Raw genomic sequence first — 17,111 nt, forward strand, 5'->3', positions numbered from 1 at the left:
TCTCGGCATCGCGAGCGGGACAATAATCGACAGGTGGATCTTTCTGGAAGTGTCCACTCGTGTCAAGGCGAATGCCTAAGCAGCATCATCCCTGGATCCGGCGGCGACCGGTGCCGTGACCGTTAGCCGGCCGTTCCGGGGCGGGCGGCGCCGAACTGTTTTGTCGTACGGCTCGGCTACTTTCCGGATCATGACAGACCGTTCCCCCAACGGCGCGACCGTGTGGGCGCGACACAGCAGGCTGCGCGTGGTGCCGCCGGTCCAGCCGCGCAAGCTGGCGAAGGTCCCCTTCGTCGAGCTGGCGGACGGCCGGCTGCAGGGCGTGGTGTCGAGCGGCTCGGACATCGGCCGGGTCTACGTCTCCTCCATCGCCGCCGGCACCCACGACTACAACTGCAGCACCAACAACAACCGCCCCTGCGGCGGCCTGTACGGCTCGCCGTGCAAGCACCTGCGGGCCCTGGTCGCCGAGGCCGTCGTGCAGTACGGCGTCGGCCGCGTGTCCCGTTACCTGCGGGTCGAGGTCCCCGAGGGCGCGGATCTGGCCGACTGCCTGGGCGGCGCCCACGAGCCCGCCCCCGCCGCGGTCGTGTTCAGCCGGTTCCTGCGCCACCTGGCCTACCTGGAGGTGCCCGACACCACCCTGCCGATCCCGGAGCTGCACTGGTTCCCGGCCACGGGGACGGTGGGCTGATGCTGGCCGTACAGCTCGCCGCGCTGCTCGGCGGCGACTCGGGAAACGCCGGTGACGGGGCCGGGGAGGCGCTCGCGCTGCTCGACGGCTTCGACGACGCCCTGGTGCACGGCCTCGCCCGGCTCGCCGACGAGCGCGCCGACGCGGTGACCGCGCTGGCCGCGGCGTTCGCCGCCACCCCTCTCGGCGATCGGCTGGCGGAGGCCGCCGACGCGGTCGTGTCCGGTTCGATCACGCAGGAGCATCTGACGGCCCTGGCGGGCGGCCGGGTCGCGTTGTCCGGCGCCGTGCACGACGCCCTGCTCGACAGCCTGGACACGGCGTTGGGGCGGGAGCGAGCGGAATGGTCACCGGCGCCCGATGGCCCGGGGACGGCGGGCGACGCCGGCGGTCGCCCGGCCGCTCAGCCGGCCGGGAACGTGCTCGGCGGCGTCCGCTCCTGGCTGCGTGAGCTGGCCATCACCGGCTGGCGCGGCGTCGACCACGACCTCGTCACCGCGGCGGACCAGGTCGTCGAGGCCCTGCTCGGCGCGCCGGATCTGCGCAGGCTCGCGGTGCTGCTTGACGGCTTCGCGGCCGAACTGCGCGCCTCCTGCCCGATCGGCTCGGCGGAGCACCTGCCGGTGCGGCGCTGGGCGGATCTGTGGACTCGCGCCCTGCTGCTGTCGCAGGACGGCGTCCTGACCGGCGAGCCCCGGCCCGCCACCACGGTGTCGGGGCGGCTGATGGCGCTCGGCGTCGACGTGCACGAGCACGGCACCGCCGTCCAGTTCCAGGTGCACGCCGTCCTGGAACCCGCCGGCGGCGGCAGGTCCCGGCTGGTGCGCACCTCCGTCACGGTCGCCAAGGTCGACACCATCGTCGGGACGGCGCTGTGGAAGCTGGCGCAGCGCCACAAGGTGCTGCTTGCCGCGCTGGCCGACCGCCGCAGCGTCGAGATCACGGACATGCCCCTGCTTGACAGCGGTGACCTCGTCTGGGACGACGACCGCGCCTTCGTGAGCAAGCCCGCCGACCCGCTGGCGACCGCCCGGCTGTGCCTGCCCGGCGCACTCGCCCCGGCGGTGCCGCCCCTCGACCGCGTTCCCGTACGCATCGCAGAACCGGTGCTGGTGGAGGGTTACAAGGTCACCGAGGACGGCTCCTTGGACCTGGGCGGAACCGTCCTCGCCGTGGACGCGGAACGGCTGCCCGACTGCGGCCCGCTCACGCCCAGGCTGGTGGCGGCCTCGTCGGCGTGCGTGGGACTGGTCCGGTGGGACGCCGGCCGCTGGACGCTGCAGCCGCTCGCCGTGCAGGCGAAGGTCAAGCGGGAGGCGGTGGTGGTCGCCACCGGCGACTGGGCGCTCGGCCCCACCGACCCCAAGGCGGCCAAGGCCGAGGCCAGGGCCGCGGACGCGGTCACCGTGCTGCGGGAACGAGCCGGACGGTTGCTGCGACGATGAGCGACGACATCTCCACGACCGGCGAGGACGGTCTGACGAACGCCGACCGGAATCGGCGTCAGGTGCTCTACTGGCGGCTGCTCGCCCGGCTGTTCGACCACGAGGAGCAGCCCGCGCTGGAGACCGCCGGCGTCGCGGTCGTCGGCGACCTGGGCCTGCCCGCCGGGCTGCTCGACCCGGCCGTGTCGGTCGACTCGCTGGTGCAGCGCTTCCCCGAGCTGTCCGCCGAGTTCGAGACCCTGCTCACGCCGCACGAGCACGTGCCGGGCGGCGAGGTGCGCCGCGCGGCACTCGTCTCGAAGCTGCTGCTCAACGTCTTCGCCACCGGTTCGGGTGACGTCAGCGCCACCCAGCTCGCGACCTGGCAGCGCGACGCCGCCTGGCTCAAGTGGGCCCTGTGCGCGGGGCAGGCGCCTGGATCGGGAACGGGCGCGGCGCCGGGAGAGCCGGGCGGCGAATCGGCAGCGGAGGCCGAGACCGGCCACAGGAGCGGCCACGGTGCTGGGCCCATGGCCGGGTCCGGGCCGGGCACCGGGTTCAGGATCGGCGACGACGACCTGGCCAAGGCGCTGGCCGGCATCGAAGCCGACCTGGTCAGCCGCATGCGGCTGCGCGAGGTCCTGGCCGACCCGGCCCTGGCGCGGCGGCTCACGCCCAGCATGTCGCTGGTCGAGCAGTTGCTGCGCGACAAGGCCAACCTGTCGGGAGTGGCGCTGGCCAACGCCAAGGCGCTGATCCGCAGGTTCGTCGACGAGGTGGCCGAGGTGCTGCGCACACAGGTCGAGAAGGCCAGTGTGGGCGCGATCGACCGGTCCGTGCCGCCGAAGCGGGTGTTCCGCAACCTGGACCTCGACCGCACGATCTGGAAGAACCTCACCAACTACAGCCCCGAGGACCAGCGGCTCTACGTCGACCGGCTCTACTACCGGCGCACCGCGAGGCGTACGACGCCGGCCAGGATGATCGTGGTGGTCGACCAGTCCGGTTCCATGGTCGACGCGATGGTCAACTGCACCATCCTGGCGTCCATCTTCGCGGGGCTGCCCAAGGTCGACGTGCACCTGGTCGCGTACGACACCCGCGCGCTCGACCTCACCCCGTGGGTGCACGATCCATTCGAGGTGCTGCTGCGCACCCAGCTCGGCGGCGGCACCGACGGCACGGCCGCCCTGGCCCTCGCCCAGCCGAAGGTCGCCGACCCCCGCAACACGGTGGTCGTGTGGATCTCGGACTTCTACGAGTGGGACTGCCCCGCCGTCTACGCCGGGATGGAGGCGCTGCACCGATCCGGCGTACGGCTCATCCCCGTGGGCTCGGTGGACAGCGGCGGCCAGCAGAGCGTCAACCCGTGGTTCCGGCAGAAGCTCAAGGACCTGGGCACGCCGGTGATCTCGGGCCACATCCGCAAGCTCGTGTTCGAACTCAAGAACTTCCTCGCCTAGGAGACCCCCTCACATGACCAACGAGATGCTCCGCGCGCCCGCCGAGGTGAAGTACGCCGAGGAGCTCGACTGGCTGGAGTCCGTCGACGACGGCCCCAAGCCGTTCTCCTGGCGGCTCAGCCCCCGGATGGTCCGGCTGTTCGTGCTCGGCAGCGAGCGGTCCGACGGCCTGGACCGCGAGATCCCGCAGAAGTGGTTCGGCGACCGGAGCTTCGTCGAGCGCGCCATCGTGACGCTCGCCTCCGACCGCGGCCTGCTGCTGATCGGCGACCCGGGCACCGGCAAGAGCTGGCTGGCCGAGCTGCTGTCCGCCGCCATCTGCCGCAACTCCACCCTGGTCGTGCAGGGAACGGCGGGCACCACCGAAGACCACATCAAGTATTCGTGGAACGTCTCGATGGTGATCGCCAAGGGCCAGTCCCGCGAGTCGATGATCCCCTCGCCGATCATGACGGCGATGGAACAGGGCATGATCGGCCGCTTCGAGGAGCTGACCCGCGCCACCAGCGACGTGCAGGACGCCCTGATCTCGATCCTGTCGGAGAAGTACGTCTCCATTCCCGAGCTGGACACCGACAACACGGTGTTCGCCAGGCCCGGGTTCTCGATCATCGCCACCGCCAACAGCCGGGACCGGGGCGTCAACGACCTGTCCTCGGCACTGAAACGGCGGTTCAACTTCGTCCGCATCCCCGTGGTGACGAGCAAGGCCAGCGAGGCGGAGATCGTCCGCTTCCGCACCACCGAACTGCTGCGCCGGCACCGCATCGAGCTGGACGTGCCGCCCGCGCTCCTGGACATCCTGCTGCAGAGCTTCGCCGACCTGCGCGCCGCGGCGGCGTCGGCCACGAGCGAGGACGAGAAGCTGGAGTCGGCCCTGTCCACCGCCGAGCAGATCGGCGTGCTGGAGGACGCCATCCTGCACAGCCACTTCTTCGGCGACCGCACGTTGCGTGCCGAGACCCTGGGCGGCTCGCTGGTGGGCTCGCTGGCCAGGCGCGCCCCGGAGGACCTGGCCATCCTCAACAAGTACTGGCACGGGGTCGTCGAACCCCGCAGCAAGAACGACGGAGGCGAGTGGACGCGGTTCCTCGACGGCGGCCGTCAGGCGATCTCGACGCTGTCATGAGCACCTTCGACGCCCTGCGCGAGCAGCTTCTCGACGCCGCCGCGGCCTTCTCCGGCGGCGGGGACGCGCCGCCGTCCCGCACCCTGCCCGGCATCCTGTCCGGCATGGTCGACGACGTCGACCGCATGCTGCGCGAGGATCTGGAGATCTTCCCGGTGTGCCACCACTCGCCGGCCTCCGCCCTGGCCATGACCCGGCGGCTGCGCGACAAGCGGCCCAAGGTCGTCTATCTGGAGCTGTGCGAGGACCTGCGCCCGCTCCTGGACGAGCTGCGCAACTGCCGGCTGCCGGTGGCGCTGCAGGCGTTCGCCACCCAGCTCGACGGGTTCCCGCCCGGCTCCGGACCGCTCAGCGTGATCGCGCCGGTCACGGAGGCGTCGGCGGAGTATCAGGCCATCGCGTACGCGCTCGACACTCCCGGCGTCGAGATCGTGCTGGTCGACCGCTCGGTGGACCACGTCTTCCAGTGGCTGCCCCAGGAGACCGACGGCTCGGCTCCGCAGGAGTCAGGCGCGATCGAAGACGCGCAGGGCGACGAGGTGGCGTTGCATGGGGACGCCGTGGGCGTCGAGATCGGCGACCTGCGTCCGCGCTTCGCCGAGCTGGAAAAGCACCTGCTGCACCACGGCAAGGTGCGGCACTGGTCGGAGTGGTGGGACCAGTACGTCGAGCAGCCGCTGACCGGGGCCGACTACGACACCTACCGCCAGGCGATGGCGCTGGTCGGCAGCCTGTTCCGGCGGCTGCGCCCCGACGGGGACGACCGCCTGGCCGTCGACGAGGAACGCGAGCGCTACATGTGGACGCGCATCCGCGAGCACCTCGCGGCGTCGGGCGCCGACCCCGCCGACTGCCTGTACGTGTGCGGGGCCTTCCACGCCGTCAGCACGGTCGCCGAGTTCGGCCTGCGGTCCGAGGCGCCGCCGTACGCTATCGGTCCGCGCACGGGCACCCGCTGGCTCTACGGCCTGATCCCCTCCAGCCACTCCGCGATCGAGGCGCAGTTCGGCCTGGCCCAGGGCTCGGTGTCCATCGCCGCCGCCACCTGGGCAAAGGCGGTAAAGCGCGGGGGCGTCACGCCCTACCGGCTGGAGGGACAGCAGGGCGGACGCGGGAAGCGAGCCGCCAAAGCCGCCAAAGCCGCCAAGGCCGCACCGCCCGTCGCCGCCGAGCCGGAGGCCGACCGGCTGTCGGGGTTCCTCGCCACCCCGCCCGCGCTCGACGGCCTGGACGAGGACGAACTGCGTGGATGGTGCGTCGACATCGTGCGGCTGGCCCGCCGCAACGGCTATCTGGCCAGCACGGCCGACGCCATCGCCGTGTTCGAGACGTCGATCCTGCTCGCCGGGTTGCGTGGCCGGGCCAGGCCCACGCCGTACGACTTCGCCGACGCGGCCGTCACCTGCATCGAGAAGGACGTGGTGCCGGGCCGCCGGGACGTCCGCCGCCTGTGCGAGATCCTCCTGGGCGGCGACAAGATCGGGATGGTCGGCTACGACGCGCTGCCCCCGCTGGCCCGCGACGTGTACGACCGGCTGGAGCCCCTCGGGCTCGACCCGGCCAGGCGCACCCAGCAGCGGGTGCTGCTCGACCTCAAGGCGGATCCCGAGCTGGAGCCGTGCTCCGATCTGCTGTGGACGCTGCGTTACCTGCTGCCCGACGGCGCGATCCGGCCGATCATGGGGGCGCGCCGCCTCGGCGAGCGGCCGATCCAGGAGAGCTGGGACGTCGCGCTCGGCCGGCACCAGCGGGAGATCATCGAGCTGGGCTACGAGGGCGTCACGGTCGAACAGGTGCTGGAGCAGCGGCTGCGCCGCACGGCGTGGGACCCGCAGGCCACTGCGGGAGTCGCGCTCGCGGCCGTCGAGGACGCCATCCTCTACCTGGGCGGCCGCCGTCTCGCCGGCGAGCTCGGCGCCCGCGCCGTCGAGTTGCTGGCCGCCGAGCGCACCGTGGACGACGCACCCGAGGTGCTGCGCCGGATCAGGCGGCTGCTGACCTACTACCGGGCGAGCGAACCGGAGCTGCCCGCCTGGTGCGAGGACTTCGTCACGGCCGGATACGCCCACTACTGCACGCTGCTGCCCACCGCCTTCGCCGACGACGACACCGGCGTGCGTCAGGTCGGCGCGATGCTCGGATTCCTGTTCACACTGGAGAGCCTCGCGCTGTCGCTGGGCTGCGACCGGGCCCAGCTCGAACTGGCCGTACGGCAGTCGCACCCGCGGGCCCCGGCCAAGGTCGCGCTGCTGTGGGCGGCGCAGACGCAGCTGGGCCTGCTGACCAGGGAGGAGCTGCGCGCCCGCTGCGACGAGCTGCTGGCCAACCCGCTCGTCGTCCCGGCCTATCCGCTCTATGTGAGCGGGTTCGTCCAGGCGCTCGAACCCGTCCCCGGCCTCGCGCCGTTCGTGGTCGAGGCGCTGTCGAAGGCCTTCGCGCGGTTGCCCGATCCCGTCCTGCTGCCGTGGCTGCCCACGTTGATCACAACGTTGCGCCGGCACGCGCCGGAGCTGGTCCCCGTGCTCGTCCGGGAGGCCGGCCGGACCTTCCCCGGCGCTCTGGCCGAGCTGGACACCTGGACCCCGCCATGGGAACGGCCGGCCGCACCGGCGCGCAAGGCCCGGGCGGCAGCCGCGCCGAGCGGGCCGGTGTCCACGCTGCTGGCCCGGCATCCGCAGGCGTGCGACGCCGTGGCCGCGCTGCTCGGCTGCACGGCGGAGTGGGGGAGCGCCGAGCGGGAGAACGGCGGGGTGGCGGCCCTGCTCGCCCGGCACCCGGCGACGACCGGCGCGGTCGCGGCCCTGCTGCGCCTTTGACGACGCTCGCGTTCACCCGGTGGTGGCGTCGGCGAGCAGGGCGGGGACGAGCGAGGCGAGGACGGCCTGGTCCTCCTCGCGGCGGGGGGCATACTCGGTGATCCCCAGGCCGGCCAGGGGAAAACGGGCCGTCAGCGCGCGTACGGTGTCCCGCAACGTCGCGACGGACAGACCGCCGGCCTCGGGGTAGCTGAGCGACCCGAACTCCTCGGGATCGAGAACGTCGAGGTCGATGTGGATGTAGACGGCGGTGCCCCCGGCGGCGACGACGGCCGGGACCAGGATGCCGGGGTCGGCCGTCAGCTCGGGCACGGTGTGCCAGGTGAGGCCCGCGTCGGTGGCGTAGGCCAGCTCCGCCGGATCCAGCGCGCGGACTCCGGCGAGGATCACCTGCCGGGGGCGCAGAGCGCGCGACGGGACCAGATCGGGATGCCCTTCGCCCAGCAAGGTGCGCAGGACCATGCCGTGGAAGGCGTGCGAAGGTGAGGAGCCGGGTGTGTTGAGATCGCCGTGGGCGTCGAACCAGACGACGACGAGCCCGTCGCCGTGTCGCGCCAGGGCGGCCGACACCGGCTCCACCTCCACCCCGCAGTCGCCGCCCACCGTGACGACCGTGGCCGCGCCGCACTCGCCGAGCGCGGCGCGGGTGCGGTCGGCGACGGCGGTGAGGACGTCCAGGGCCCGGACGCCGTCCCCCTCGGCGCCCGGGGTGTCCGGAACGGGCACCCGTACGGCCCTCATGGACGGTTCGGTGGACGTCACCAGGGAGGCCAGCCGTTCGGCGCCGAGGGAGAGGAGCCGGGCGTCGTCGACGCTCGACCCCTGCCACTGGGGCACCTGAACGACCGCGGTCGGAAGCACCGTCCGATCATTCCACGTCGACGTTCACCCGGCAGGGGCGGTGCCCGTCGTGCCTGGTGTCACCAGCGGCCCGGTCAGCGGGCACCCCGGGGGAGGGGCGGGAACCATCGGCGCCGATCGGAGGCGCCACTGCGGCGTCAGGAGGGGCGTCGCGCGGCAGTGGCCACAGGCGAGCGCCGTCCGACGGCCCGTGCTCCTGGCCGCGAGCCGCGGCCTGCCGCCGGCCCCAGAGGCGTTCGCCCCGGAGTCTCTACCAGTCGCCGTCGCCGCCCTCGTCCTCGTCGTCCTCGAAGATCTCTTCGACGATCTCGCCGGCCACCAGGCCACCGACGATCCCGGCCGCGCCGGCCGCGGCCACCGCGCCCCAGCCGGGGCCGCCGCGGTGCTCGTGGTGAGGGTGGTGGTCCTCGTAGTGGCCGCCGTGCCCATAGCCGTGCCCGTGGTCCCCGTGCCCGTAACCGTGACCATAGCCGTGCTCGTAGCCGCCGTGGTGGTCACCGTACGGTGCGCCGTGGTGGGCGCCGTACTGAGTGAGCCCGGTCAGCCAGCGGTCGATCTCCCCGGGCCAGTCCATGCGCGCCGCGTCCTCATGACTGACGCGGAAGCGGCCGATGGCGTCGCCGGAGTAACGGCCGGCCCGCTTGTCGGCCTCCAGGATCACCTCCAGACCCGCGGGGTCGGCCACGAAGGTGAGCTCGGCCTCTCCCACCACGCCGGCGTGCCGCGGGGGCGGGTAGAACTCGATCTCCTGGTAGAACGGCAGCTCCTGGCGTACGCCGTACAGGTGGCCGGCCTCCAGGTCGGCCGACTTGAAGGCGAAACCGAGTTGGAGGAACGCCTCCAGGATGCGGCGCTGCGAGGGGAGCGGCTCGACGGCGATCGGGTCGAGGTCGCCCTTGTCGACGGCCTTCGCGATGGCCACCTCGGTGCGTACGCCGAGCGCCATGCCGGTCAACCGCTGCCCGTCGATCTCGCTGATCGGGGTCTCCCACGGCACCGGGATCTGGAAGGGAATGCTCCGGTTCTCGCTCTGCCGGAGGGTGAACGGACCGGACACCCGGGCGCGGGAGAACTCGCCGAGCCCCGTGCTCTCGCCGTCGCCGTGCTCGATCTCCACCCCGGCGACCATGCCGAGAGTGATGTCCTCGATCTCGGCGTCGAAGTCGCCGCCGGACAGTCTCACCTCGCCCGTGAGCACGCCGCCCGGCCGGACTCGTGGGGTGGTCAGTACGGTGTCCACCGAGGGGGCGCCCACCCCGAGAGCGCCCAGCATCCGCTTGAAGACCACGTGTTTCTCCCTGTCGTCGGTCGATGAGGTGTGTCAGCCGCCCACCTGAACGATCAAGAGCCGTGGCCGGGTTCCGGCCGCAGGTAAAGAGTGGCCTTCCGGTGGTCGGCGCGCCCGGCAAACGGTCACGCTCAGGGATTTCCGCAAGTTTGTCGCCGATTTTGCCCAAATGGGCATGTTCGGGATTGTTCTCCATTTGGCTCGCCTACACGGGCGAATCTGGCGCAGTTTGACGGAGGCGGGGAATCGGCGTGGAGACCAGTCCGGCACAGGCAGAGGTTGTGGCGACGGGCCGCGCGCCCCGGAGCAGGGCCGTCATGTCGCTGATCTCCCTGGCGCTGGCGGCCGTGCTCATCTCTTTCCTGCCGCACATCACCGGAGTCACCTGGGGGCAGCTCGACGAGCGGCTCGTGCGGGTCGGCTGGGGCGCGATGGCGGTGCTCACGGCGCTGTGGCTGGCCGGGCTGTGGGCGTACTCCAACGTGGTGAGCGACTCCCTGCCCGGGTTGAGCAGGCGCCGGGCGATGCTGGTCAACTGCGTCGGCAGCGGTGCCAGCAACGTGCTGCCGTTCGGCGGGGCCGTGGGCGTGGCCATGACTTTCACCATGATGACCAGGTGGGGCTTCGGACGGCGGCCGGTGGCGGCCTCGACGGTCGTGACGGGTGTGTGGAACCTGCTGTCCCGCTTCCTGCTCCCCGCCGTGGGACTCGTCTGCCTGGTCGGCGCGGGGTACATGCCGGACCGCCGGCTGGCGGCGGCCGCCGGGGTCGGCGGCGCGTTGCTCATCGGCGTCGTCGTCGCCATGACGGCCGCCCTCCATCGGGAGGCGGTGGCCGACCTGCTGGGCCGGGGCCTGGATCGGGTGGTCCGGTTCCTGCCGCTCCGGCGGAAGCCGTGCCTGCGAGACTTCCTGCTCGACCTGCGTCACTCCACCATCGAGATCACTCGTACGCGGTGGCCCCGGCTCACGCTGGGCATGGTCGCCTACATGGCGCTGCAGTGCGTTCTGTTCATCGGATGCCTGCACGTGACCGGCGCCGAGGTCGCCATCCCCGAGGCGGTCGCGGCCTTCGCGATCAACCGGGTGCTGACCACCGCCGTCATCACTCCGGGCGGATCGGGGATCAGCGAGTCGGCGACGGCGCTGGCGTTGATCGGCTTCGGCGTCGCGCCCGGGGCGGCCACGGCGGCGGTGCTGCTGTTCTGGTTCTTCGCCCACCTGATCGAGATCCCGGTCGGCTGGTTCGCCTGGAGCATCTGGTCGCTGACCGCACGGGCACGGTCGTGAGCACGACCGATCGCGAAGGGCCGTCATCGCGGCTGTGTAGGGCGAGTCGCCGTTCCAGGCCGTCGAGGAGTGGCTTCGAGCGCCGGGGTTCTTTCTCCTACCTCTTCACCGCGCTACCTCTTCATTGCGCGGCCGGAGGGCGTGGCCCTGGCACACTCCGCGACCGGTGAGCGCGTCCGGGTCAGCCGGTGGACACCCAGGCCTGCGGCGGCCAGCACGACCAGGCCGGCCACGACCAGGAGGCCGACCCGCCCGGAGACCCGCTCCACCAGCTCGTACGAGCCTCCCGCGGCGTACCCGAGCCCCACGGTGCCCGCCCCCCAGGCCAGGCCGCCGGGCACCTCGAAGGCGAGGAATCTCGCGTACGGCAGGCGTCCCATGCCGGCCAGCATGGGGACCAGGGCGCGCAGCAGGCCGACCCAGCGGCCGAAGAGGACGGCCCACCCGCCGCGCCGCCGCAGGTAGCCCTCGGTGCGGTCCCATCGCTCCGCGCTCACCCGGCGGCCCAGCCGGCTGTCGCGCACGCGGGGCCCCAGCCGCCGGCCGATCCGGTAGCTGATCGAATCCCCGGCGACCGCGCCCACGCCGGCCACGGCCATCATGAGAGGCAGGCTCACGTGCCCCGTGAAGGCGAGGAATCCGGCCATCAACAGGGTGAGCTCACCCGGCACCACGAGCCCGATGAGCGCCGCCGTCTCCGCGCAGGCCATCAGCCCGACCATCAGGTAGGCCCACGGGCCCGCCACCGCCATCAACTGGTGCAGCCCCTGCGTCATCGGATGCCCCCCGCCGCCGCGATGACTGTCTCCCCACAATGCACGTCACATGGGGAACGCCAGTAGCTCGCGGCGGGAAAACCTCGGTAAGCGTCGAGGCCGCAGGGAAAACGTCAGATGGTGCCGGAGAACGTGTCACATCGTGCGGGGGCGCCCGTCTTGTATCCCGTGGTGAACCATTTCACCCGCTGCCGTGAGCTTCCGTGCGTCCACCCCTCGGAGTCCACCCTGCCCTGGGCGCGCTCCTGGATCCTGTCGTCGCCCACCGCGGCCGCGGCGTCCAGGGCCTCCTGGATGTCCGCCGCGGTGAACGGGCTCTCGTAGAACCCCGTGTCGACCGCGTTCTTCGCCCACACCCCCGCGTAGCAGTCCGCCTGAAGCTCCAGCCGTACGGAGGCGCTGTCCGCCCCCTGGCTGTCGCCGCCGACCCGCCTGGTGGTGCCGAGGAGGTTCTGCACGTGGTGGCCGTACTCGTGACCGATCACGTACGCCTGGGCGAACGGCCCGCCCTTGGCGCCGAACTGGCTCTCCAACTCCTCGAAGAAGCCCAGGTCGAGGTAGACCTTGCTGTCGGCCGGGCAGTAGAAGGGGCCGACGGCCGAGCTCGCCTGGCCGCAGCCGGTGCTCACGGCCTTGGTGAACAGGACGGTCCGCGCGTTGCGGTACGGCTGCTTGCCGCGCTCGGCGAAGGCGTCCCGCCAGTATTTCTGGACGCTGTTGACCACCCCCACCACGCGGCACTTCTCCGACTGGTCCGCGTCGCTGCCCTTCTTGCACTGTGCGCTCAAATCCCGGGCGGTCGGATCCGAGGCCGGACGCGCGCCCGTGGACCCGCCGGACGAGGAGCCTCCACCGCTGAGGAGGTCGGCCGGGTTGACGCCCAGGAGCAGGGCGACGACCAGCGCGACGACACCGATGACGCCCCCGCCGATCGCGAGCCCGCCGCCCGGGAACCCTCCGCCGCCCTCCTCCACCTGTGACGCGTCGAGATCCACGTCGTCGCGGAAGTCCATCGCGCCCGCCTTCCTGTTCCGGGGCCTGCCACGCCCTATGATCCCCGACGGCCGCCGCTCGCTCATCCGGCGCTCCGCCGGCAGAAGTGCCCTTTCTGGACATTGAGGGATAAATACGCACGAAGCTCACGATTGTGTTGCGCTTTGCGGAATTGCGGGCGTTGTGACCTAGTCGTTCCTGATTCGTAACGGATGACCAGAATGAGGCGATAGTTCGTCTTTGCTTCAGTCTCTTCACGCACGTCGTTCACTCGCGAGATCCACTGTGACCGCTCGAGACCGCGCCGCTTTATCGGCGCTTTATGCACCGTGATGGAAGGGACTGCACCTGATGCAGCCAGTGGCAGCGAGAAAGCTGCTGGGAGGCCTGAGGAGGCGAGGGCGTCTCGCCGTGGCCGCCGTGATCGCCCTGGTCGCGACGCTGCTCGTCAGCGGCGTCGTGACGGCGGCGCACGCCGACCCGGACCCGGTAACAGCGGGTCGTGGACGCCCAAGCCCGACGCCGACCGGTTCCCCCACCCCGCCCGCCCTCAGCCCCGCCGACGGCTCGTACATCGAGGGCACGGTCAAGGTCGCGGCGGTTCCGGCCGCGGCCGGTGACAGCGTCACCGAGCTTGCCGTCGACGGCGCCGCTCTGAACGCCACCCGTACGGTGGGCGTGTCGAGGCTCCGTTTCGACGTCGGCTCGAACTCGACCGAGGCGCGATACCACAACTACGTGCTGGTCAACGGCGTCTACCGGAGCGACATCGGCGACCTCGTGAACGAGCGGGCGACCATCGAGATCCCGAACGAACACCTCGTCAAGGGCGAGAACACCATCGAGATCTTCGCCGGGACGATCCAGAGCTCGTGCGGCACCAACTACGACGACTTCGTCCTGTCCGACGTGGGCCTCGAACTGCTCGGTGAGGTCGCGGACGGGGAGGACAACCCCTACACCCTGTCCTTCGGCGACGGCAACTGCGGCTCGAACACCGCGCTGCTCAAGCAGGCCACGCTGAAGTTCTTCGTCAAGGGCGACCCGCGGGGCACCACGGGTCTCGCCACGGACCTGGACACCACGACGCTGGCCAACGGCGAGCACGCCGTCACCGCCAAGGCCGCGTCCGGGGCCACGGTCAAGCACACCGTGACCGTGAACAACGCCCCGGCCGGGGCGCCCCGGCTGCTGCCCACGGACGGCACGCTGGTGGCACGCACCACGCCGATCCACGCGACCGTGCCTGCCGCCGGCGCGGGCGGCGTCTCGTCCCTCACCGTCGACGGCGCGGAACCCGCCACGAAGGCCACCCTGGGCAACGGCGCGGCGATGTTCAGTTTCGACGTGGGCGCGGACTCGATCGACGACAAGTACGACGACTTCCTGCTCGTCAACGGCAAGCGCATCGACCTGGGCGGCACCTGGGCGGGCCGGCGCGTCACCGTCGCCGTTCCCGCCCGGTTCCTGGTGCCCGGCGGCAACACGGTCAAGGTCGTGACCGGCGACTGGAAGGCGTCCTGCGGCACCGACCGCGACGACTTCACCATCGCGAACCTCGGCCTCGCCCTCGACGGCGCCACCGTGACGGGCCACGACGTCAAGCCGTCCTACGACCTGGGCGACGGCAACTGCGGCAGCAGCCAGACCGCCCTCCGCGAGGTCGAACTGCGCTACACGATCGACGCCCCGGCGGTGCACGTCGTCCGGACGCTCGGCTCGGGTGACGCGACCCTCAGCTTCACCGTGGGCACCAACTCCATCGAGGCGCGCTACCAGAACTACCTGCTTGTGAACGGGCGGAAGGTCGTGCTCGACGGCGACTTCGTGAGCCGGCGGGTCGACTTCACCTTCCCGAACGAATACCTCGTGCCCGGCTGGAACACGATCGACTTCGTGACCGGCACCTATCCGACGTCATGTGGCAACAACCGCGACGACTTCGCGATCTCGAGCATCGCCCTCACCCCGGTGCGGGGCACGGCGACCGGTCAGATGCTCAAGAGCTCCTACAGCATGGGCGACGGCAACTGCGGCGACAACGTGAACCTGCTGACCGAGATCGACCTCGAGTTCCTCGTGGACGCCCCCGCCGGGGGCCTGAGCGCGGATCTCGACACCGCCGCGATCAAAGACGGCAAGCACACCGTCGCCGCGACCTCGACCACGGGCGAGACCGCCACCCGTACGCTGATCACCGACAATTCGGCGCCCGAGGTCGCCACGAGCGTCCCCGCCGCGGGCGAGAAGATCACCGCGTCCGTCGTGCTGGACGTCACGCTGGAGGACGCCTCCGGCGTGGTGTCCGGTCCGGACGTCACGCTCGACGGGCAGGCGATCGCGCTGGGCGCCCAGGTGGGCCCCGGACTGCGGCCCGGTTCGCACACCCTCGCCGTGACCGCCGCGGACTCGCTCGGCAACACCGCCACCCGGGAGGTCTCGTTCGAGTCCGCCGGCATCCCGGACGCCCCCGCCGAGCTCACCCCGGCGTCCGGAGCCGTCGACGCGTCGGGCTCCGTCACGCTCTCGGCGAAGGTCGCCGAGCCCGGTGGCGGCGAGGTCAAGGCGACGTTCTCCGAGGCCGACATCCTGACCCCGAACCAGGCGTTCCAGGGCGTAGCGGAGACCGTTCCCACGACCCTGAGGGTGCCCGGCGAGAAGAAGGTCGAGGCCGCCGGGCTGGAGCCCGCCGACGGCGCGACGCTCGACGCGCCCACCGGCCGGGACGTCACCTACCAGCGGTACGACATCCAGGTGAAGGGCCACGTGGACGCCCCGGTCCTGCGCTGGGAGGGTGTCATCGACCCCGAGCGCCTGGTCTCGCTGCGGGCGTGGAACACCCAGACCCGGGCGTGGGATCTGCTGACGAGCTCCCGCGGCGCCGCCGAGGGCCGGACCGCGCTCACCGCCGTCGTCGGCGAGCAGTACGTCGACGGGCAGCAGGTCCACGTGATGGTGACGGGCGAGGACCCGTTCGCCGACGACATCGACCCCGGTGACCCGAACGGCTTCGCCGATCCCTCCACGTACGACTTCTCGATCGTCCACTTCACCGACACCCAGTATCTGTCGGAGGGCGCGGTGGAGCAGGAGACCGCCGAGGAGCGCGCGGTGTGGGAGTCCGCGTACGCCGGGATCGTCAATTGGATCAAGGACAACAAGGACCCGCGCAAGATCTCGTACGTCGCGCACACCGGCGACCTCATCGAGAACAACATCCGCAAGCCCGCGGACGAGGCCACGCGGCGGCAGGTCGTCGGCGAGTTCGAGGTGTCGTCCAAGCAGCAGCGCGTCCTGGACGAGGCGAAGATCCCGAACGGCGTGATCGCGGGCAACCACGACAACCAGTCGGGCACCGAGGACGGGCCGGAAGCGATCTACAACACGTACTACGGCCCCGGCCGCTACCAGACGGCGGCGCAGGGCTGGCAGCACGCCGAGTACGGCGGGCCGTGGAAGGACGGCGACAACCAGAACCACTACGACCTGTTCTCGGCCGGCGGGCTGGACTTCGTCGTGGTCGGCCTGTCGTACGGCGTCACGCGAGAGGAGGCCGAGTGGGCCGACTCCATCTTCAAGCGGTTCCCCGACCGCAACGGCATCCTGCTCTCGCACGACTACCTCGTGCCGAGCACCAACCCGGACGGGCGCGGCGCGGGATTCTCGGCGCCGGACGGCTCGATGCTCTACAAGACGGTGGTCGAGAAGAACCCGAACGTCTTCCTCATCCTCGCCGGGCACGAGCACGGCGTGGCCACCAACGTGAAGCCGAAGGTCGGCCAGGTCGGCAAGGGCGTCGTCGAACTGCTGGCGGACTACCAGTTCTACACGGTCTCGGCCGACCGCCTCGGGCTCACCCAGGTCGGCGGATACAACCCGGACGACCAGCTCCAGTTCGGCGCGAGCTTCTTCCGGCTGCTGCAGTTCAACGTCAAGCGGGCCGAGCTGACCGTGGACACCTACTCCCCGCTGCTGAACGACTTCGGCGCGGGCGAGTTCGACCCGCTGCGCCGTTACGACGGTCGCGAGGACAACATGGTGCTGCCGGTCGATCTCACCACCCGCACGACGAGCTTCACGACCGACTCGCTGGCGATCTACAAGCCCATCCGGGTCATCGGCACGAGCACGGTCCCGTCGGGTCAGGTGGCCTCGGTGACCTGGAAGCGTCTCAAGGGCGACACGGCCTACGCCTGGTTCGTCACCGCACGCTCCACCGGCGGCGGCGTGACCGCCTCCGAGCCGAGCGTCTTCGTCACGAAGGACGAGCACGGCCGCCCCGGTAAGTGGGGACCGGACTCGCCCCTCTACCGCTGGTTCCAGCGCAGGTAACCGTCATCGCCGCCCCGGACCCCGCGTCGACGTGGGGTCCGGGGCG

At 71.4% G+C, this 17,111-nt stretch carries 11 protein-coding genes; 7 read left to right on the forward strand and 4 right to left on the reverse strand.

Features of this window, described 5'->3' with window-relative positions:
• Positions 1–190: 190 nt before the first annotated feature.
• From IL992_RS04915 to IL992_RS04935, 5 genes are read left to right on the forward strand one after another with little or no spacing between them, the layout of a single operon-like run.
• Positions 191–694 carry a hypothetical protein gene (locus tag IL992_RS04915; RefSeq protein ID WP_193202087.1) on the forward strand — a complete coding sequence of 168 codons (504 nt, stop codon included), beginning with the start codon at positions 191–193 and terminating at the stop codon, positions 692–694.
• Positions 694–2,139: a hypothetical protein gene (locus IL992_RS04920; protein ID WP_226872317.1), complete on the forward strand. Its 1,446-nt coding sequence runs from the start codon at positions 694–696 to the stop codon at positions 2,137–2,139. Before IL992_RS04915 ends, IL992_RS04920 begins: the two co-directional genes overlap by 1 nt.
• Positions 2,136–3,581: a VWA domain-containing protein gene (locus IL992_RS04925; protein ID WP_193202088.1), complete on the forward strand. Its 1,446-nt coding sequence runs from the start codon at positions 2,136–2,138 to the stop codon at positions 3,579–3,581. The genes IL992_RS04920 and IL992_RS04925 overlap by 4 nt, the downstream gene beginning before the upstream one ends.
• 13 nt (positions 3,582–3,594) lie before the next feature.
• A complete protein-coding gene (locus IL992_RS04930; protein ID WP_193202089.1) occupies positions 3,595–4,710 on the forward strand; it encodes an ATP-binding protein in 1,116 nt (371 codons plus the stop codon).
• Positions 4,707–7,526: a DUF5682 family protein gene (locus tag IL992_RS04935; RefSeq protein ID WP_193202090.1), complete on the forward strand. Its 2,820-nt coding sequence runs from the start codon at positions 4,707–4,709 to the stop codon at positions 7,524–7,526. Before IL992_RS04930 ends, IL992_RS04935 begins: the two co-directional genes overlap by 4 nt.
• 12 nt (positions 7,527–7,538) lie before the next feature.
• Here IL992_RS04935 and IL992_RS04940 read toward each other — a convergent pair whose 3' ends face one another.
• Both IL992_RS04940 and IL992_RS04945 read right to left on the reverse strand, forming a co-directional pair.
• Positions 7,539–8,387, reverse strand: coding sequence for an arginase family protein (locus IL992_RS04940; protein WP_319018349.1), 849 nt, complete (start codon positions 8,385–8,387; stop codon positions 7,539–7,541).
• 250 nt (positions 8,388–8,637) lie between these two features.
• The gene (locus IL992_RS04945; protein WP_193202091.1) at positions 8,638–9,675 is read right to left on the reverse strand and encodes a sporulation protein; all 1,038 of its coding nucleotides are present in this window, start codon (positions 9,673–9,675) and stop codon (positions 8,638–8,640) included.
• Between the two features lie 317 nt (positions 9,676–9,992).
• Between IL992_RS04945 and IL992_RS04950 the strand changes: the two genes are divergently transcribed.
• On the forward strand, positions 9,993–10,964 hold the full coding sequence (locus tag IL992_RS04950) for a lysylphosphatidylglycerol synthase transmembrane domain-containing protein (RefSeq protein WP_193202092.1): 972 nt from the start codon (positions 9,993–9,995) through the stop codon (positions 10,962–10,964).
• Between the two features lie 113 nt (positions 10,965–11,077).
• On the opposite strand, the gene IL992_RS04955 is transcribed toward IL992_RS04950, so the two are convergent.
• Together IL992_RS04955 and ypfJ are read right to left on the reverse strand one after the other, a co-directional pair.
• Positions 11,078–11,740 (reverse strand): DedA family protein, encoded by a 663-nt coding sequence (locus IL992_RS04955; protein WP_193202093.1) that lies wholly within the window; start codon positions 11,738–11,740, stop codon positions 11,078–11,080.
• 113 nt (positions 11,741–11,853) lie between these two features.
• Complete coding sequence (ypfJ, locus tag IL992_RS04960) at positions 11,854–12,753, reverse strand: KPN_02809 family neutral zinc metallopeptidase (RefSeq protein WP_193202094.1); 900 nt, start codon at positions 12,751–12,753, stop codon at positions 11,854–11,856.
• A 391-nt stretch (positions 12,754–13,144) separates the two neighbouring features.
• Between ypfJ and IL992_RS48230 the strand changes: the two genes are divergently transcribed.
• Positions 13,145–17,065 (forward strand): metallophosphoesterase, encoded by a 3,921-nt coding sequence (locus tag IL992_RS48230; protein WP_193202095.1) that lies wholly within the window; start codon positions 13,145–13,147, stop codon positions 17,063–17,065.
• Positions 17,066–17,111 lie beyond the last annotated feature (46 nt).

The sequence above is a fragment of the Microbispora sitophila genome, assembly GCF_014892245.1.
GTDB classification, from domain to species: Bacteria; Actinomycetota; Actinomycetes; order Streptosporangiales; family Streptosporangiaceae; genus Microbispora; species Microbispora siamensis.